The following is an 18,848-nucleotide window of genomic DNA, read 5'->3' as shown; positions in this document are numbered from 1 at the left end:
GCTGCCGCTGGCGCGCAGGCCGAGATGATCCCAGGTCTCCACGATTCGCGTTCCCGGACGGCCTGCCGGAACAAGAAAGAATCCGATCGGCGCGCCCGTCGAATAGATCTTGCGGCCGCCCAGCCGCCAACCGGTTTCGGTGCGGCGGGCGATGCTCGCGGGCAGTCCTCCCCGCGCCGACGATCCAAGTTCAGGTTCGACGCGAAGCGCGTTGATCAGGGCGATGCCGTCGACCGTCTCCCGGGCAAGCTTGCGCGACAGACGAGTGGGCCAGCGCGAACTGCGCGCCATCACGAGGTGCTGGATGTAGTGCATCGACAGCACCAGAGCGGTCGACGGATCGGCCTTGCCGATAATGCCGAGAATGCGTGCCGCCTCCGCGGCGCCCGCGCCGGCCCCGCCGAGCGCTGCCGAGACCGTCAGCGCCAGCAGCCCCGCTTCGGACAGATCCTCGAAATTAGCGAACGGAAAACTGCCGTCGCGGTCGTAGACCGGCGTCCGCTCCGCGAAGGCCTTGGCCAGAAGCGAAGCACGCGCGACATGGTCCGGCTCAGCCTGCCGTTGCGGCTCTCTCGCGATATGGCCCGACGCTGTCACCATGTGGCGTCCAGTCCGAGCAGGCCAAGGATCTGCTTGCGCAGGTCTGCGAGGTAGGGGTCGCCCCGGTGACGCGGATAAGGCCGTTCCACCGCGATATCCGCCTTGACGCGCGCCGGCCGGTCGCTGAGCACGACCACACGATTGGCGAGGAACAGGGCCTCCTCCGCGTCGTGGGTGACGAGCGGTGTCGTAAAGCGCTTGCGTTGCCACAACGAGACGATTTCGGCCTGCATGGTGATCCGCGTCAGCGAGTCGAGCTTGCCGAGCGGCTCGTCGAGCACGAGGATTTTGGGATCGTTGACGAGCGCGCGCGTCAGCGCGACGCGCTGGGCCATGCCGCCCGAGAGCTGATGCGGATAGGCATTGCGGAAGCCGGAAAGCCCGACCAGATCGATGGCCGCATCGACCCGCTGACGCTGGCTTTTCAGGATGCCCTGCGCCTCCAAGCCCAGGGCAACGTGTCCCAGACCGAACGCCATGGAAACAGCGTCGGATCCTGGAATACGACGACACGCGAGGGGTGCGGCCCCTTGATGCGGACATCGTCCTCGCGCAACACCCCGCTGCGCGGCGCTTCCAGTCCCGCAACCAGCCGCAGCAATGTCGACTTGCCGCAGCCGGAAGGACCGAGCAGCGCGACGAATTCGCCCGGCTCGATCGAGAGGTTGACATCTTCCAGGACAGGCAGCGCGGCTCCATCGATATCGAAGGCGTGGCTGACTTTCTCGATATCGAGTTCGGCACCGGCGGCGGGATATGCGACCACCTCGGCAGCGGAATGCGCTACCATTTGACGACTCCCTTCTGCCAGACGAGCAAGCGATCCCGCGTCCGAAGCAAAAGCGTGATCGCGCCGGAGCACAACAGCGACATCACGATCAGCGCCGCGTACATGTTGGCGTAGGCGCCCAGCCCTGCGCCCATTGCAGATACCAGCCAAGCCCGGCCTTGACGCCGATCATTTCCGCCACGACCAGCACGGCGAATGACGATCCGAGTCCCATGAACAGGCCGACAAACACATGCGGCAGCGCCGCCGGAATCGCGACCTTGAGCACGAGGAAGGACGGCTTGGCGCCGAGTGTGCGCGCGACGTCGTAATGACGCCCGACCAGGTCAGCACCGTCACGGGAAAGCCGGTCGCGAGCGCAATCAGGAACGTGCTCGCGCTCCAGCTCGATGGAAAGGTGAAGAAGGCGATCGGAAGCCATGCGGTTGCCGGCAGTGGTCCGATGACGCGCAGCACCGGGTGCACCCAATAGCCGACGCTTCGCGACCAGCCGATCGAAACGCCGGTCAGAAACCCGATGGTGGCGCCGATGATATAGCCGCCGAGCTCCGGATTTTGTGAGGTGAACATCGCGGCATCCAGCAGCGCCCGTGTGAGCGCACGGGCGATCTGCGGCTCATCCCGAACCAGGCTGCCGCGAATGCCGACGATGCAGCAGCTCTTGTCGCGGTATTCGCCGTCGAGGTTGGATGCGACTTCCTTGTACTGGATGTCCTTCAGCCAGAGATGGGCGAGCGGGTCTGACGCCAGGAACGCCTGAACCTCACCCTTCTCGACCGCGAGATTGAGAAGATTGCCGGGGTAAGGCCGCCAGTCCACGTCCTTGTTGGGATCGATGCCGAGCTTGGCAAGCTTGATCGAGAAGAAGTTCTTGTCGGGGCCGGCGAGATCGCCAACGGCGACGATCTTGCCCTTGAGATCGGCGAGCTTGTCCACGCCGGAATTGGTCCGTGTCAGGACGCGCATGCAGCCGCCATGCGTACCGGCCGTCAAAGCCCTGTTCGAGTGGCTTCAGCCAGCGCAACGCCATGCCAAGCCCAGCATCGCTCTTGCCGGTGGCGATCGCTTCCAGGAGCTGGTCCGTCGAGCCGCTGTAATTGACGAGTTCGATGTCGAGGTTCTGCTTCTGGAAGAAGCCGTAATCGATTGCGACGGGAACCGGCGCGAGGCAAACCGCGCCCGCATTCCATGAAAGCTTCAGCTTGCGCGGTGCGCCTGATAGCGGCGTATCCGATGCCGTTCTGCAGATGGGAAATTGCGAGAAGTCGATCGCCGGCGTTGCGGGGCGGAACGGAAATGCCTGCGCGCCGAAACGCCGAGCGGCGCCGCCAGGGCTGCGGCTGCGCCGGAGCGCAACAGCGCGCGCCGGTTCAGCGCCTGTCTGCCGTGTTGCTTGTTTTGCGACATTCTTCTTCTCCTTTGCAGCAAGCGCGCGATCACGCTCGCGCAACGCGCAAGCGCGCTGCCGCCTGGCACCGTGATTTGTTGAAATTGCTTCAGTCCCGACGAGAGTTTCTGCTTCTCGTTCCGCTGAAGTTGACGCTGCGATGATGCGCGGCAACAATGGGATCGTCAATAAAATGGAATTTTGAATGTTGAAACGGAGAGAAAGTTTATCTCCCTGTTCCTTACCTCCGACGCTCGAACGGTTTTCGAGCGACGACTTCCAGCTCAATTAACAGGCAGAACAACATGCAAGTCACGATGAAGGACAGAGTCGCCGTCGTCACCGGCGGCAGTAAGGGAATTGGGCTCGCCGTCGCGCGGCGATTTTCCGCCTCCGGCGCGAGAGTCGCGATCCTCGCACGCGGCGCAGCCGACCTGGCGGCGGCGCGGGAGCTGCTCGCCAAAGACGGTCTCAAAGTGCGCGATTACGTCTGCGACGTCTCGAAGGCATCAGACATTGCGAAGGCGCATGCAAAGATTGTCGCCGACCTCGGCCCCATCGACATCCTCGTCAACAACGCAGGCACGGCGCGGACGATGGCGTTCGAGAACATCTCTGACGAGGCCTGGCAGGAGGACCTCGACCTCAAATTGTTCGCCGCTGTCCGCTTCAGCCGGCTGGTCTGGCCGGGCATGAAGGCGCGCAAATGGGGCCGCATCATCAACGTGCTCAACACCTACGCCAAGGCGCCGGCGGCCTCGTCGGCGCCGACCTCGGTCTCCCGGGCAGCCGGCATGGCGCTGACCAAGGTGATGGCGAGCGAAGGCGGCGAGCACAACATTCTGGTGAACGCCATGCTGGTCGGCCTGATCATGAGCGATCAATGGGTGAAGCGGCACGCGGCGCAGGCGCCCGATATGGACTTCGAGGTGTTTGCCAAGAACCTCGCCAAGGGCACCCCGCTCGGGCGCATCGGCACGGCGGAGGAATTCGCCAACCTGGCCTGCTTCCTCGCCTCCGAGCAGGGATCGTTCATCACCGGCACCGCCATCAATGTCGATGGCGGCCGGTCGCCGGTGGTGTAGGCGCTTTAGGCGCTGAAGGCGCGACACGCTCAGATCGACCTCGCCTCGCCCGCGGGGAGAGGTCGAAATTCAAACGCAGCTTGAATTTCGGGTGAGGGGGACTCTCCGCGAACACCTCTCCTAGAGAGATCGCGGAGGCAGCCCCTCACCCCAACCCTCTCCCCGCAAGAGCGGGCGAGGGAGATTCAAGATTAAACCGCGTCCTTGGCAGCCTTGACCGGCCGGGCCCGGACGATCTTGCGGGCCGGCTTGGCCTTGAACATCATTTCCTCGCCCGTAAAGGGGTTGGTGCCCTTCCGAGCCTTGGTCGCCGGCTTCTTGACCACGACAAACTTCGCGAAGCCGGGGACGAGGAATACCCCGTTCTTCTTCAGTTCCTTGTGACCGACGTCAACGAGCGTGTCCATCACGTTCTTGACCTCTTTCTTAGAAACTTCGGTGGTGGTCGCGATCTTCTCGATGAGCTGCGACTTAGACATTTGGGTGGCCATGGTTGCTCCATTGATTCTGGCACAGGCGACGATATGGCGGAAAACGCCTAAAAAACAGGGTTTCCGACATTCTGCACAACTATCTCGCTAGTCGAGTTGCAGTGATTCGTCCAATTTTTCGCTGAATTTCAGGCCTCCGGAGCCGCAGGAGCCTGTTTTTAAGGGGTTTGAGGCACCTTGTTCGGGCGCTTTCCCGGCAATCCCAGACTGCTCCCGCCGCTCCACCTCTATTCTGGCGAGCCGCGATATGGTTTCCACGCGCGAAAATAGGCAACTCGATCAGCCGGTGAGCACGTTGTTTTCTGGAAGGATTTTCCGGGCCGCGCGGCGATTTGAAAATGACTCGCGTTCCGCTTCCATCGTAACATCCGGCCCAAGGCGGACGCGTGAACGGTCCGCCATCTAATACTTGTTCGGAGACTTCGCATGGATCTGACGCGCCTTGAGATCAATCGCCGCAACGTACTGCTGACGTCGGCGGCCATCGCGACCAACGTGGTCAATCCGATGCGGGCCTTTGCGCAGGAAGCGCCGCGCAAGGGCGGCGTGTTCAACGTCCATTACGGCGCCGAGCAGCGCCAGCTTAATCCCAGTATCCAGGCTTCCACCGGCGTCTACATCATCGGCGGCAAGATCCAGGAGAACCTCGTCGATCTCGACGCCAACGGCCAGCCGGTCGGCGTGCTGGCGGAAAGCTGGGAAGCCTCGCCCGACGGCAAGACGGTGATATTCAAGCTGCGCAAGGGCATTACCTGGCACGACGGAAAGCCGTTCACCTCGGCCGACGTCGAATTCACCGCCATGAACATGTGGAAGAAGATCCTCAATTACGGATCGACGCTACAGCTCTTCCTCACCGCGGTGGAAACGCCGGACGCCCAGACCGCGATTTTCAAATACGAGCGGCCAATGCCGCTGAACCTCCTGCTCCGCGCCCTGCCCGACCTCGGCTATATCTCGGCCAAGCACCTCTATGGGAGCGGCGATATCAGGCAGAACCCGACCAACCTCGCGCCGGTCGGCACCGGGCCGTTCAAGTTCGTCAAATATGAGCGCGGGCAATATGTCATCGCCGACCGCAACGAGAACTACTGGCGTCCCAACGCGCCCTATCTCGACCGCATCGTGTGGCGCGTGATCACCGACCGCTCCGCGGCGGCGGCTCAGATGGAAGCAGGCGAGCTGCATTACTCGCCGTTCTCCGGGCTGACTCTCTCGGACCTGGCGCGGCTTTCCAAGGACAAGCGCTTCATCGTCTCGACCAAGGGCAACGAAGGCAACGCGCGGACCAATACGCTGGAGTTCAACTTCCGCCGCAAGGAACTGTCCGACATCAGGGTTCGCCGGGCGATCGCGCATGCGATCAATGTGCCGTTCTTCATCGAGAACTTTCTCGGCGATTTCGCCAAGCTAGGCACCGGGCCGATCCCTTCGACCTCGACCGATTTCTATCCGGGGCCGAACACGCCGCAATATCCCTACGATAAGGCCAAGGCTGTCGCGCTGCTGAATGAAGCCGGCTTCAAGCCGGGCACGGGCGGCACGCGCTTCACGCTAAAACTGTTGCCTGCGCCGTGGGGCGAGGACATCTCGCTGTGGTCGACTTTCATCCAGCAATCGCTCGGCGAGGTCGGCATCCCGATCGAGATCGTGCGCAACGACGGCGGCGGCTTCCTCAAGCAGGTTTATGACGAGCACGCCTTCGATCTCGCCACTGGCTGGCACCAGTACCGCAACGATCCTGCCGTCTCGACCACGGTCTGGTATCGCTCGGGCCAGCCCAAGGGCGCGCCCTGGACCAACCAGTGGGGCTGGCAGGACCCGAATGTCGACAAGACCATCGATGATGCCGCGACCGAAGTCGATCCGGCCAAGCGCAAGGCGCTCTACGCCCAGTTCGTCAAGGAGGTGAATACGGAGCTGCCGGTCTGGATGCCGATCGAGCAGATTTTCGTCACCACGATTACGGCGAAGGCACGCAATCATTCCAACACCCCGCGCTGGGGTTCGACGAGCTGGCACGATCTTTGGCTTTCGGCTTAAGCCGATATCAGCCAAGATAGGTCTATGCGCATCCTTGGCCTTGCGGGGCGGCGGCTTGCCGCCTCGATCCCGACCTTGATCCTGATCCTGATCGGCGTGTTTCTGCTGCTGCAGTTCGCACCGGGTGACACGGTCGATGCCATGATGGCGCAGATGGGCGGCGGCGATGCCGCGACCGCCAAGGAGCTGCGCAAATTCTATGGGCTCGACCTTTCGATTCCCGCCCAGCTTGGCAATTATCTCTGGCGGCTGGTGCGGCTCGACCTCGGCTTCTCCTCGATCTATGGCAAGCCGGTGGCCACCGTCATTCTGGAGCGGCTGCCGCCGACGATCCTTTTAATGACCGCTTCGCTGTCGTTCGCGTTCTTCTTCGGGCTGGTGTTCGGGGTGATTGCCGCGCGCGGCGTCAACCGCTGGCCGGATACGCTGATCTCCACGCTGGGCCTGATCTTCTACGCCACGCCCTCATTCTGGTTCGGCCTGATGGCCATCGTTGTGTTCTCGGTCTATCTGCAATGGCTGCCGCCAGGAGGGTTCGAGGACATCGGAACGGTCCGGACCGGCATCTGGCGCGTCTTCGACATCGCGAGCCACCTCGTGCTGCCGACGCTGACACTCGGGCTGATTTTTCTGGCGATCTATTTGCGCATCATGCGCGCCTCGATACTGGAAGTGCTGAACCTCGATTATGTCCGAACTGCACGCGCAAAAGGTCTCGACGAGACGCGCGTGGTGACGCGGCACGTGTTGCGCAATGCGCTCTTGCCGATGGTCACGCTGATCGGACTGCAGGCCGGAACGATGCTCGGCGGATCGGTCGTGGTCGAAAGCGTGTTCTCGCTGCCGGGGCTCGGGCGGCTCGCCTACGAGTCCGTGGTGCAGCGCGACCTCAACACGCTGCTCGGGATCGTCTTCGTCTCGGCGCTGCTCGTCATCACCGTGAACTTCATCGTCGACCTGATCTATGCGCGGCTCGATCCGCGCATCACGGCCGAGGGCTGACGCCATGGATGCGGTCAAGCGCTATTTCCGAAGTCCCGCCGCGGTCGCTGGCCTGATCCTGCTCGTGATCGTGGTCGCGATGGCGATCTCGGCGGGCTGGCTCTATCCGCGCGATCCGCTGGCGCTCGCCGGCCGGCCGCTGATCTGGCCGTTCTCCAATCCGCGGTTCCTGCTCGGCACCGACAATTCCGGCCGCGACATCGCCGCCCAGATTTTCTACGGCGCGCGGATCTCGCTGTTGATCGGCGGCGTCGCAACCGCAATTGCGATCCTGATCGGAATCCTGGTCGGCGCCTTCGCCGGCTATTACGGCGGCTGGGTCGACAACGTCTTGATGCGGATCACCGAAGCATTCCAGACGCTGCCGAATTTCGTGCTGCTTTTGGTGCTGGTCGCGGTGTTCGGCTCGACGCTGACGACGGTCACCATCGCGGTCGGCGTGGTGTCGTGGCCGGCGCCGGCGCGGCTGACCCGCGCGGAATTTTTGTCGCTGCGCAACCGCGAATTCGTCCAGGCCGGCCGGATACTCGGCATGAAGAATATTCAGCTGATTTTCGGCGAGATCCTGCCCAATGCGCTGCCCCCGGTCATCGTCTATGCCAGCGTGGTGATGGCGGTCGCGATACTCCTCGAAAGCGCTCTCGCCTTCCTGCGCCTTTCCGATCCCAACGTGGCATCCTGGGGTAATTTGATCGGCCTCGGCCGCGACGTGCTGCGGGTGCAGTGGTACGTCTCGGCGATCCCCGGCATCGCCATCCTGGTCACCGTGCTCGCGGTGTCGCTGGTCGGCCAGGGCCTCAACGACGCGCTTAACCCGAGGTTGAAGGGCCGATGAGCGGGACAGAGACCATCCTGTCGCTCGAGCAGTTGGGCGTACGCCTGCCCCGCGGCGCCGACCGCGCGCATGCGCTGTCGAACGTGTCACTCGAAATCGCCTCGAACGAGATCCTCTGCGTGGTCGGCGAATCCGGCTCCGGCAAGTCAATGATGGCGAATGCGATCATGCGGCTGCTGCCCAACGAGGTGACGATCGACGGCGGCCGGGTGATGTTCGAGGGTCGCGATCTCTGCAAGGCGTCGATCGCGGAAATGCGCGAGGTACGCGGCGCCGGCATTGCCATGATTTTCCAGGAGCCGATGACGGCGCTTAATCCGCTGCGCACCATCGGCGACCAGATCGCCGAGATGTTCTCGATCCATACCGAATTGTCGAAGGCGGAGATCGGCGCGAAAGTACTGGCCCTGCTCGCCGACGTGCGGATTCCCGATCCGAAGCTGGCGGCGAAAGCCTACCCGCACGAACTCTCCGGCGGCCAGCGGCAGCGCGCCATGATCGCGATGGCGCTGGCGCTCGACCCGAAACTCCTGATTGCCGACGAACCTACCACGGCCCTTGATGTCACGACGCAGGCGCAAATCCTAAAACTGATCCGCGACCTGCAGCAGCGCCGCAGGACGGCGGTCATGTTCATCACCCATGATTTCGGCGTAGTGGCTGAGATCGCCGACCGCGTCGTGGTGATGCAGCACGGCGTTATTGTCGAGCAGGGTACGGCTTCCGACGTGCTGCACCATCCCCAGCACGCCTATACCAAACAGCTCATCGCCGCCGTGCCGCCACTGAACGCGCCTCCCCCGCGGGCGCTTGCCTCCGACAACATCCTGACGATCACAGATGTCTCGAAGACCTATCGCACCGGCGGTTTTCTCGGGCGTGGCGCGCGGGTGACGGCGGCCGTGAAGCACGTGTCGCTTAACCTGCCGCGCGGCGCGACGCTCGGCATCGTCGGCGAGTCCGGTTCGGGCAAATCGACGCTGGCGCGCTGCATCGTGCGGCTGATCGATCCGGATGTCGGCTCCATCGTGCTCGACGGTAGCGACTGGGCAAAAATGCCGCGTGAAGAAGTGCGCCGCGAGACGCGGCATATCCAAATGGTGTTTCAGGACCCGTTCGCCTCGCTCAATCCGCGCCGCAAGGCGGCCGAACTGGTAGCGCAGGGGCCAATCGTGCACGGCACGCCGCGGGCAAAGGCAATTGCGGATGCCAAAGAGCTGTTCGCGCTGGTCGGGCTCGATCCTTCTGCCGGCGACCGCTATCCGCACGAATTCTCCGGCGGCCAGCGCCAACGCATCGGGCTGGCACGTGCGCTGGCGCTGAAGCCGGACGTGCTGATCGCCGACGAGCCGGTGTCGGCGCTCGACGTCTCGGTGCAGGCGCAGGTGCTGAAGCTGCTTGCTGGATTGCGTCAGCGGCTCGGACTCTCCATCGTCTTCATCACCCATGATCTGCGCGTCGCCGCGCAAATCTGCGACCTCGTCGCTGTCATGAAGGATGGGGAAGTCGTGGAACACGGACTCGCGGGCGAAGTGTTCGGGAATCCGCAGCATCCGTATACGCGGGCGCTGCTCGATTCGATTCCCGGGGGTGCGTTCGCGCGCGAACATGCGACGGAGGCGGTGTAGCGCATCTAATCCCTCTCCCTGCGAAGATCGGGGCTAGGGAGTAGCAAGTCACGCCATCTCCTTGGCGTCGCGGCGGCGATAGACCAGCAGCATCAGTGGCGCGAGCTTGCGCAGGATGCCGTGGGCGACGACGGGCACTGGCTCGGTAAACGGCAACGCCAGTTCGTTCTCCGGCACGCCGCGGACGGCCTTGGCCAGTTCATTGCCGAGCGGAATGGTCAGCGCCACCGCACGGCCGTTGCAGCCGGTCCACCCATAGGCATTAGGGCCGAGCTTGTGGATGCGCGGCAAAAAGTCAGTGGTCATGCCGACATAGCCATTCCAGACGTAGTCGAACGAGACCTCGCCGATGTGCGGCCATAGCCGTTGCAAGCGCTCGGTGACGCGCGCCTTGATCCGCTGCACCTTGTTGCCGGGGCCGATCACCGCGCCGCCGGTGACGAGACGGTTTCGCGCGTCATAGCGCGCGAAATACAGTTCACCATGGGTATCCGACATCGCCTGCCGTCCGGGAATAATGGTCTTGCGGACGTTATCCGACAACGGTTGCGTCGCCATTTGCCAGGACAGCACCGGCATCACCTCGCGCGCAATCTCAGGTACCAGCGATTTCGAGAACTCGCCGCTATAGGCATTGCTCGCCACGACAAGTGCCCGGCCGGAAATCTCGCCCTTCGCTGTCTTGACCACCCAGCGGTCGCCCCGTCGCTCAAAACTTTCCGCCGGCGAGCGCGCGTAGATGCGGCCGCCGAGGCCGAGCACGGTGCGCGCGAGACCGCGGGCGAGCGCCAGCGGATTGATGTGGCCGCCGGTTTTGTTGCAGAAGCCGCCGAACCATGCATCGGAGCCGAGCATGTCCCGCGTCTGCTCGCGCGACAGCAACTCCACGGGCGCGCCGAATTTTGACCACTGCCGCACGCGCCGTTCCGCAATCTTGATGCGGCCGGGCGAATGCACCGGTTGAACCCAACCGGCCTGTTCTCCCTCGGCGGCGATATTGTAGCGCCTCGTCACGTCGAACAGGTATGAAGCGCTGTCGCGCAACATGCCGACGAAACGTTCGCCGGCCGCGCCGTGTTTTTTGACAATGTCCTCTGGATCAGGCCGAGACAGCGTCGGAATCACCTGGCCATTGTTGCGCCCGGACGCGCCCCAGCCCGGCTCTGCAGCTTCGACGATTGCGACATCGACGCCCGCCTCGCGCAGATGCAGCGCGGTGGAAAGACCGGTGAAGCCGCCGCCGATCACGATGACATCGGCCTGCTGCGAGCCGATCAGTTCCGGTAAATCAGGCCCCGATGGCATCACGGCTGCCCACAGTGAGTCGGGCCAGCGGACGTTGCTCGTATTCATTGTGATCCTTTCTTGCAGGCGCCTGATCGTTCTGCTTAGCTTAATACGCTTAATCATGCCGGGGAACAAAAGAGTGGCACTCAAAAACGTCATCGGAATCGATCACGCCGTGGTCATGGTGAGAGATCTCGACAAAGCCGCCGAAAACTACAAGCGGCTCGGCTTCACCGTGTCGCCGCGCGGCACCCACAGCGCGCATATGGGATCGGGCAACTACACCATCATGTTTGACCCCGACTATATGGAATTGCTTGGCGTGCTGACGCCGACAGAACATAATGCTCCGGCGCGGGCGTATCTGGAAAAGAATGGCGAGGGCATCGAGCGCATCGCGTTCACGGCGGTGGATTCGGCTTTAGGCGCGGAAGAAATTCGCGCGCGCGGCTATCCACCGATTGGACCGACCGATTTCGAACGGCCGGTGACGATGCCCGATGGCACGATATCTGCGGCCAAGTTTCGCACGTTCCAATGGCCGACGGCGGAGGCGCCGGGCGGCGTGCGCATCTTTGCCTGCCAGCACAAGACGCGCGAGACGGTGTGGATTCCCGAACTGATGCAGCATGCCAACGGTGCCAAGCGCCTGAAGCAGGTGCTGATCGTCACCCCGGAGCCGGCAGACGACGCCGCGCAACTCGCGAGCATGATCGATCGTGAGGCACGGGTCGAACCGGACGGCGTCATTGCGGTCCCCTCGGGCGGCGACCGTGCCGACTTCGTATTCCTCACAAAGACCCAGCTCGGCACACGCTATCCGGGCGTATCGCTGGCAGGCCTGCCCGAGCGCGGCGGCGCCGGGCTGGTGATCGAGGCCGATCTCGCAGCCGCGGAGAAGGCGCTCGGCGCTGTCGGCGTCAAGAGCGCTGATGGCGTGGTGGTGCCGCCGGCCGAAGGCAACGGCACGATGCTTGTGTTCGTGAAGGCGTGAACGTGCGAGCCTCATCCTGAGGAGCGCGAAGCGCGTCTCGAAGGATGAGGCCGCCAGCCGGGCCTCATGGTTCGAGACGGCGCTGCGCGCCTCCTCACCATGAGGGTAGCGATCACTCCGCCGGCGCCGCTGCGGGCACCTGCGGATGCGCTCTGTAATCCGTACTCGGATTGGTCTTCGCCAGCGCAAACAACCCCGTCGCCATCACAGCGTAAGCAAGCGCCACGCCCGGTGTCACGCCGAGACCGCCGCCGACGCCGACCGCTTCGCCGTGCATGAAGCCGAAATAGGTCATGACCGCGCCGGCCAGCGCAAAGACTGACGCCTTCATGAAGTCGCGCTCGATCACGAACACGCCGATCGCGCCGAGCACGAGGCCGGCGAGGATCGAGCCGCCGCCCATCACCTCCAGCCCGCGATAGAGTACGCCTTGCTGGGGCAGCGCTGATATAGCCGCGGCCTTGACCGCGTCGATCTTGTCGGCGGCGAGACCGCCGACGGCCTGCGCGGCCGCGATCGTCGATCCCAGCATGGTATCGATCTGTAGTTTTGCCCACGCGGCGAGATGCGGCGTCAGCGCCAGTACGATGGCGGGCGCGTGCTTGACCGGTGTGGTCTGGAACGCCTGCGCTCCGATCAGCATGCCGATATAAAGCAAGATCGGTGAGATCGCGACGACAGGCACCAGCGCCAGCAAGACCGAGATGATGCCGAACCAGCTTAGCAGCACCACCATGATGCCGGTCGCCGCCGAATAGCCGATGCGCCCGCCCATCGCTTTCCAGCCGGGATGGCCGATATAGACCGCGTTGATGAAGGGATTACCCATCAGGCAGCCGATCAGGCTGACGACGCCGTCGGCGGTGAGCACGCGCGTGGTCGGATATTCGTCGCCGGCCGCTTCCGCGCTTTCGACATTGTCCATGGCTTCGACGAGATCGTAGATGCCGAACGGGATCGCGGTCACCAGGATGATGCCGAGGAATTCGAAGCCGGAGAAGACATGGCCGAAGGCGGGCAATGGCACCGAGAAGCCGAAATTTGCAAAGGCATCGCCGACGCCCGTCAGGCTCAGGCCGCCGAGCCCAAGGCCGAACAGGTTGGAGCCCCAGGCGATGAGCATGCCGACGGCGATGGCGACAAGGCCGGCCGGAATACCCTTCGGATATTTCACACCACCGAACCAGCTCACCAAAATAATGGCAAAACACACCAGACCGATCTGCGGCGTCATGTACATTTCCAGCGCCGGGCGCATTGAGATGAAGGTGACGGAGACTCCGGCGAGCGTGCCTAGCAGCGCCGCGCGCGGCGTGACCTTGCGAATGTACGGCGCGATGAAACCGCCGATCATCAGGATAAAGCTCTGGAAGAACACCCAGACCAGGCCCGCCGACCAGCCCTTGACGGGATCGCCGGTCTTGAGCGTGATCGGCAGCATGATCACGAAGGTGACGATGAACATGTGCGGCACGCTGACGCCCGACGGCAGCGCGCAGACGTCGTTGCGCCCGGTCTTCTGCGCCAGCCGGTAGGCGAGATACGCGTAATAGAACGTCGACAGGCACATCATCAGGCCGAGTGCCGGCAGGATGCGGCCGAACACGATCGTATCAGGCATCTTCAGCACGAAGCGCAACAGCCCGGTCAGCACCAGCATGTTGACGAGGATGTTGGTGCCGAAACCGAACAGCGCGTTCCAGTCGCCCGACGTCCACAAGGCTGGCTTGAAACCTGATGTCGTTGCCGTACCCGTCGTGCTCATCGCAATCCCCCCGTTACTGCCGTTGTCGAAATCTCCGGTGAAATTGCCCTGAGCACCGCGGCCGAGTCCGAGACCCAGCCGAAGATGCCGCCCTGGGCCTTGATCATTTTCAGGCCCATCTCGTGGAATTCGGGAAAATAGGACGCGCAGCCATCTGATAGCACCACGCAGCGATAGCCGCGGTCGTTGGCCTCGCGCACGGTGGTGTTGACGCAGACCTCGGTGGTGACGCCGCAGACCAACAGGTTCTCGATGCCGTAGCGCTGCAAGACGATGCCAAGGTCGGTGGCGTAGAACGCGCCCTTGCCCGGCTTGTCGATCACGATCTCGCTGTCGAGCGGATAGAGTTCGGGAATGATGTCGTGGCCGGGTTCGCCGCGAACGAGAATGCGGCCCATCGGGCCGGGATCGCCGATGCGCAAGGACGGCGCGCCGCGCTCGACCTTGGCCGGCGGTGCATCCGACAGATCGGGCAGATGACCTTCGCGGGTATGAATGACCAGCATGCCGGTCGCGCGCGCCGCATCCAGCACCGCGGCAATCGGCTTCACCGCTCGCGCAAGCTGGCTGACGTCGTTGCCGAGCGTCTCGCCGAAGCCGCCCGGCTCCAAGAAGTCGCGCTGCATGTCGATGATGAGAAGCGCGGTCGCCGCCCAATCGAGTTCGATCGGCTCCGGCTCCGCTGCGAGCTTTGCTGAGTTCGCCATGACGTGCGCGCCCCGAACGAGAGAACTCGTTGGGGCTGGTCAAGCAAGGCGCGTGCCATTGTGTACAATGGCGCCCGGCGATGAGCCTGGAAAGAATCGGTTGTAATGTCAGTCCGTTATCCGCTGATACTGATCGCGTGTCGCCTTCATCGAGCGCATCGCAGGCGAGCAGTTGCTCATTCGCTGTGCAAGCTACGATGACGCTTGCCCGATCGACGGACCGACGATCCACCCTTTCCTGTTCGCACCTGCGCGAGCAACTGGACCAGCCAGGCAAGACCGGTATCCATCATCGCCACTTTCGGAAGGACGATGTTGATCGAGAAGCGCGGCAATGGCAGCGGCGCCTCGATGGCCACGACGTCGAAGCGGGCGCCATGGACCTCCAGAAACCGTCTCGGCAGCGCGGAGACCATCTCAGTTCCGGCCAGCACGGAAACTGCGAAAGTGAAATTTGGCACGGTCAGGGCCACGCGCCGCGTCAGGCCTAGCTTTGCGAGCTCGACATCCACGAAACCGGAAACATCGCCGGTGTGCGAAACGACGAGATGCTCCATCTCGCAATAGCGCTTCAGGGTCGGAGTGCGCTGGAACGGATGGCCCTTGCGCACGGCAACGACGAACTCTTCCTCGTACAGGGTCTGCTTATGGAAACGGACCGGAACGTCGTCGAGAGGTATGATCGCGATATCGATTGTCCGGTCTTCGACCTCCTTCACCGCGTCCTTCCACGCAAGATGGAGCGCGGTGAAGCCTTGCGCCGGCAGGAGCTGCCGGATGCCCACATCGACTCCCGGCGCCACTTCACGCAGCGTCTCCAGCAGCGGATGCAGGATTACCGACGAAATCCCGTCCGGCGCGCCAATGACGAAGCGGCGGGTTGAATGCCGCGGATCAAACGGAGTGGCTGTCGAAACAACGCCGCGGATACGCGCGAGGATTTCGGCCACCGACGTTGCGAGCTGGCAGGCACGCTCCGTTGGAACGACGCCCTTCGGAGTCCTAAGAAACAAGGGATCGCCGAGCAGCGCTCGCAGCCGGCCAAGGCCATGACTGATGGCCGACGCTGAAAGGTGCAACCGCTCCGCCGCCCGGCCGACATGCCGCTCCTGAAAGACGATCTCGAACAGCACAAGCAGGTTGAGATCGATCCGCGAGAGGTCAATCTGGTTCAGCATAATGCTGAAATCATATCACTGGATTCAAGATGATTGAAATGAGATTTGGGACGTATCGCCGGTCAGTCGCCGGCCCAACTTGATTGGAAGGATACCGAAAATGTTCAAATCGGGCCATTGGATGAATCGCGGCCGGCCCAAAAGAAAGCCCGGCCGCTTCTGGGAGAACGGCTTCTGGAGGCGCACAGCGCTCAAGGCCGCGCTCGCAATGCCGCTGTCCGCCAGTGCTGCCCAGGAGCCAGTTTCGCCAATTTCGAAGCAGGAACTTGGCGATCTGGTCAGGAAAACCGAAGCTCAGGCTTCGGCCTTCATGCGTGGCGACGTGGACAGATGGTCCGGCCTGGTGCGCATCCCTGATGACTTTACCCTGATGCAGCCGTTTGGCGGTGAAGCCAGCCGGGGCTTCGAAATGAGTCCCGAGCGGCTGGCGCGGCTGGCCAGCTACTTCAGGAATGGCGATGCCAAACTCGAACTCGTCGAAACTTACGCGTCAGGCAATCTAGTCGTGCTTGCGATGATCGAACGTGAGCACGGGGAAGTCGGCGGCTTGCCGGACCAGGACTGGTCGCTGCGCGTGACGCAGGTCTACCGCAGGCAAGGCGCGGAGTGGTGGCTGGTTCACCGCCATGCCGACCCGCTCGTTCGCCCTGTCGGGCTTGAGACTGCGGCCGCGCTGGCCCGCGGCGCAAATCTCGACGGGCGGTAACAAGTTCAGGTCCTTGCTGCCTCCAGTGGCCGGAAATTCTCGATCAGCCGCAGCAATACCCGGGCGCCGCCGTCCGCGTCGGCAAGTTCGACATGCTCGGCCGGGTTATGGCTGATGCCGCCCCGGCAGCGGACGAACAGCATGGCGACATCGGCGATATCGATCATCGCCATGCCGTCATGCCCCGCCCCGCTCGGCAGTTCGAACACGCCATAGCCTTCGGCCGCAACCGCTTCCGCGACCTGCGCTTTCAGCCACGGCGCGCAGGGCACCGTGCGGTTTTCATGGGTGACGTCGATCTGTAGCGACAGTTCTCGATGCTTCGCGATCGCCTCGATCTGCCGCATGATCTCGGCGACGGCGCGCGTGCGGTGCGGATCGGTCGGCGCGCGGATGTCGAGCGTGAACGACGCCCGTCCCGGGATCACGTTGGTCGCGCCCGGCAGGGCGGTGATGACGCCGACGGTGCCGACCAGGCCCGCGCCCTCGGCCTTGCAGAACTGCTCGACCGCGACGATGCATTCGGCAGCGCCCGCCAGCGCATCGCGCCGCAGCGCCATCGGGACCGTGCCGGCATGGCCGGCCATGCCGGAGAGACTTGCGGCGAGCCGCGTGGCGCCTGCGATCGCCGTCACCACGCCGACAGGAATGTCTTGTGCTTCCAGCACCGGCCCCTGCTCGATGTGCAGCTCGACATAGGCGTGCAATTCGCGGCGGGTACGCGCCGCCGCACTGATCTGGCCAGGATCGAGGCCAAACTGCACCATCGCGTCGCGCATTGAGACACCGTCACGATCGCGCGCGTCGAGCACGCTTGCGTCGAAGGTGCCCGCGACCGCCCGGCTGCCGAGCAGCGTGGAGGCAAACCGGACGCCCTCTTCGTCGGCGAAACCGACGACTTCGATCGCGAATGGCAGCCGCACGCCGCGCCGGTTCAGGTCACCAACACAGGCAATCGCCGTGATCACGCCGAGCGGCCCATCCCATTTGCCGGCGTCGCGCACGGTATCGTAATGCGAACCCAGCATCAGGCAGGGCAGTCCTGGGCGGTCGCCTTCGTAACGGCCGCAGACATTGCCGATGGCATCGAGATGCGCTTCCATTCCGGCATCCCGCATCCAGGACAGAATGAGATCGGCGGCGGTCCGATGCTCAGGCGAGAGGAAGATCCGCGCCAGATGCTCCGGTGTCTCGGAAATCATTCCGAGCTGGTTGATCCGGCTTACGATTTCATCGCCGAGCCGTGATCGCGCCGTCCCGCCACTGGCCGTCTGTATCTCGTTCATGCTGTTCCAATGAAGGCGCCGCGAGCGGCGCCTTCCGAAATTGTGGAGGGGCCTTTTAACCCCTTCCCACCGTGCACTCAATCTGGCCATGGGGCTCGTCGGTCGGCAGGAAAACGTCGTTGTTGTTATCGAGCCCGAAAGCCGACAGGTTCATCGGGATGAAGTGCATGTTGGGGCATGCCATGCTGATTTCCGAGATCTCGGGCACCGCCGCCAGCGCCGCCTCGCCCATCCGGTAGAGGCTGTCCTGCACGCTCATGCTGTAGGTCGTGCTGAACACTTCGAGCACGGTATCCATAATCTTCGTGTTGGCCGCCGGATAGTTCGACGGCTTGCCCGACCATTTCCAGGACGCGACCATGCTGGTCGCGCACATGCGGTCGGCGGTTTCCGGCAACGTGGTGTAGCGATCCCGCGGATAATTCTCCCAGCCGGACTGCGTTGACTTCATGAAGGCGAACCCGTCGATGCCGGAGGCCAAGGTCGACGGCCCGACCCGCGCGGCCGCGACCTCGACGAACGGCCTGCCATTGTTGTCGAGCACAAAGCTGTGGGGATGCGGCTTGCCGCCAAAGCTCAAGCGACGCCATTTGGTCTCATGGGCTGATATCGCAACCGAGGCGATCTGCGGATAGGTGTCAAGATATCGCTTCGCCAGTACCTGGCAGAATTCCTCGGTGCAGAGGCCGGTGTTCTCGCGCGCGACGACATTGACGATGTTCTTGATGGTGTCGGTTGCCACTGAGGTGGAATTATCGGCACGGGTGTAGGCGCGGGCAAAGTCGCCTTCCATCATCGCCTTGATGCTGAGCTGGCTAACCTCATGGCGGTCGCCGTCCCGGTGAATCCGCATGACCCGGACGCGGCCCTTCCCGTATCGGTTCTTGATCAGCGGCATGCGGGGCCTCCCGTTCAACGCGGAAATTTGCCGGGACTACGATCGCCCGGTATGGTTGCAATATTGAGCAACCTTCGTGCCACAGGGCAAGGCTCCGGGGACGAGCTTCTGGCACGAGCCTTGTATCGGTTAAGGCGGGCCGGGAGGCCTGCATCAGGGGGGTCCG

14 protein-coding genes and 4 pseudogenes are annotated in these 18,848 nt (G+C 63.4%); 7 read left to right on the top strand and 11 right to left on the bottom strand.

Annotation, left to right across the window (positions count from 1 at the left end):
• From HCN58_RS02500 to HCN58_RS02485, 4 pseudogenes are all read right to left on the bottom strand, one after another.
• Positions 1–600, bottom strand: a pseudogene (locus HCN58_RS02500) (acyl-CoA dehydrogenase family protein); the annotation flags it as partial.
• Positions 594–1,390 (bottom strand): annotated as a pseudogene (locus tag HCN58_RS02495) (ABC transporter ATP-binding protein). The pseudogenes HCN58_RS02495 and HCN58_RS02500, both read right to left, overlap by 7 nt.
• Positions 1,384–1,942: pseudogene (locus HCN58_RS02490) on the bottom strand (ABC transporter permease); the annotation flags it as partial. The pseudogenes HCN58_RS02490 and HCN58_RS02495, both read right to left, overlap by 7 nt.
• A pseudogene (locus tag HCN58_RS02485) lies at positions 1,940–2,797 on the bottom strand (ABC transporter substrate-binding protein); the annotation flags it as partial. The pseudogenes HCN58_RS02490 and HCN58_RS02485, both read right to left, overlap by 3 nt.
• A 297-nt stretch (positions 2,798–3,094) precedes the next feature.
• On the opposite strand from HCN58_RS02485, the gene HCN58_RS02480 reads away from it, so the two are divergent.
• Positions 3,095–3,862 carry an SDR family oxidoreductase gene (locus HCN58_RS02480; RefSeq protein WP_235983307.1) on the top strand — a complete coding sequence of 256 codons (768 nt, stop codon included), beginning with the start codon at positions 3,095–3,097 and terminating at the stop codon, positions 3,860–3,862.
• Positions 3,863–4,053: 191 nt separating this feature from the next.
• Here the strand turns inward: HCN58_RS02480 and HCN58_RS02475 are convergent, their stop codons facing one another.
• Entirely contained in the window at positions 4,054–4,353 is a 300-nt protein-coding gene (locus HCN58_RS02475) for an HU family DNA-binding protein (protein ID WP_057851696.1), read from the bottom strand.
• 426 nt (positions 4,354–4,779) lie between these two features.
• Here HCN58_RS02475 and HCN58_RS02470 point away from each other — a divergent pair, with 426 nt between their 5' ends.
• Genes HCN58_RS02470 through HCN58_RS02455 form a run of 4 tightly spaced genes read left to right on the top strand, consistent with a single transcriptional unit; the run spans position 4,780 to position 9,861 of the window.
• Positions 4,780–6,396, top strand: coding sequence for an ABC transporter substrate-binding protein (locus tag HCN58_RS02470; RefSeq protein ID WP_171577768.1), 1,617 nt, complete (start codon positions 4,780–4,782; stop codon positions 6,394–6,396).
• 24 nt (positions 6,397–6,420) lie between these two features.
• Positions 6,421–7,398 (top strand): ABC transporter permease, encoded by a 978-nt coding sequence (locus HCN58_RS02465; protein ID WP_171577767.1) that lies wholly within the window; start codon positions 6,421–6,423, stop codon positions 7,396–7,398.
• 4 nt (positions 7,399–7,402) lie between these two features.
• Positions 7,403–8,233: an ABC transporter permease gene (locus HCN58_RS02460; RefSeq protein WP_171577766.1), complete on the top strand. Its 831-nt coding sequence runs from the start codon at positions 7,403–7,405 to the stop codon at positions 8,231–8,233.
• Positions 8,230–9,861, top strand: a complete 1,632-nt coding sequence (locus HCN58_RS02455; protein WP_171577765.1) for an ABC transporter ATP-binding protein — start codon at positions 8,230–8,232, stop codon at positions 9,859–9,861. The genes HCN58_RS02460 and HCN58_RS02455 overlap by 4 nt, the downstream gene beginning before the upstream one ends.
• 48 nt (positions 9,862–9,909) lie before the next feature.
• On the opposite strand, the gene HCN58_RS02450 is transcribed toward HCN58_RS02455, so the two are convergent.
• Positions 9,910–11,214, bottom strand: a complete 1,305-nt coding sequence (locus HCN58_RS02450) for an NAD(P)/FAD-dependent oxidoreductase (RefSeq protein WP_171577764.1) — start codon at positions 11,212–11,214, stop codon at positions 9,910–9,912.
• Between the two features lie 73 nt (positions 11,215–11,287).
• Here HCN58_RS02450 and HCN58_RS02445 point away from each other — a divergent pair, with 73 nt between their 5' ends.
• Complete coding sequence (locus HCN58_RS02445) at positions 11,288–12,142, top strand: VOC family protein (protein ID WP_171577763.1); 855 nt, start codon at positions 11,288–11,290, stop codon at positions 12,140–12,142.
• 112 nt (positions 12,143–12,254) lie between these two features.
• On the opposite strand, the gene HCN58_RS02440 is transcribed toward HCN58_RS02445, so the two are convergent.
• The 3 genes from HCN58_RS02440 to HCN58_RS02430 all read right to left on the bottom strand — a co-directional run bounded on the left by HCN58_RS02440 (position 12,255) and on the right by HCN58_RS02430 (position 15,792).
• The gene (locus HCN58_RS02440) at positions 12,255–13,907 is read right to left on the bottom strand and encodes a regulator (RefSeq protein ID WP_171577762.1); all 1,653 of its coding nucleotides are present in this window, start codon (positions 13,905–13,907) and stop codon (positions 12,255–12,257) included.
• Positions 13,904–14,614 (bottom strand): cysteine hydrolase family protein, encoded by a 711-nt coding sequence (locus HCN58_RS02435; protein WP_171577761.1) that lies wholly within the window; start codon positions 14,612–14,614, stop codon positions 13,904–13,906. The genes HCN58_RS02440 and HCN58_RS02435 overlap by 4 nt, the downstream gene beginning before the upstream one ends.
• 176 nt (positions 14,615–14,790) lie before the next feature.
• Positions 14,791–15,792 carry a LysR family transcriptional regulator gene (locus HCN58_RS02430; RefSeq protein ID WP_171577760.1) on the bottom strand — a complete coding sequence of 334 codons (1,002 nt, stop codon included), beginning with the start codon at positions 15,790–15,792 and terminating at the stop codon, positions 14,791–14,793.
• 100 nt (positions 15,793–15,892) lie between these two features.
• Here HCN58_RS02430 and HCN58_RS02425 point away from each other — a divergent pair, with 100 nt between their 5' ends.
• Positions 15,893–16,498, top strand: coding sequence for a YybH family protein (locus HCN58_RS02425; RefSeq protein ID WP_235983305.1), 606 nt, complete (start codon positions 15,893–15,895; stop codon positions 16,496–16,498).
• Between the two features lie 5 nt (positions 16,499–16,503).
• Here the strand turns inward: HCN58_RS02425 and HCN58_RS02420 are convergent, their stop codons facing one another.
• Positions 16,504–17,784, bottom strand: coding sequence for an allantoate amidohydrolase (locus HCN58_RS02420; RefSeq protein WP_171577759.1), 1,281 nt, complete (start codon positions 17,782–17,784; stop codon positions 16,504–16,506).
• A gap of 55 nt (positions 17,785–17,839) precedes the next feature.
• Positions 17,840–18,682 (bottom strand): factor-independent urate hydroxylase, encoded by an 843-nt coding sequence (gene pucL, locus HCN58_RS02415; protein ID WP_171577758.1) that lies wholly within the window; start codon positions 18,680–18,682, stop codon positions 17,840–17,842.
• Between the last annotated feature and the right edge of the window lie 166 nt (positions 18,683–18,848).

Source organism: Bradyrhizobium australiense (genome assembly GCF_013114825.1).
Classification (GTDB): domain Bacteria; phylum Pseudomonadota; class Alphaproteobacteria; order Rhizobiales; family Xanthobacteraceae; genus Bradyrhizobium; species Bradyrhizobium australiense.
Note: the sequence above shows the minus strand (reverse complement) of the source record. Positions and strands in the feature narration are given on the sequence as shown.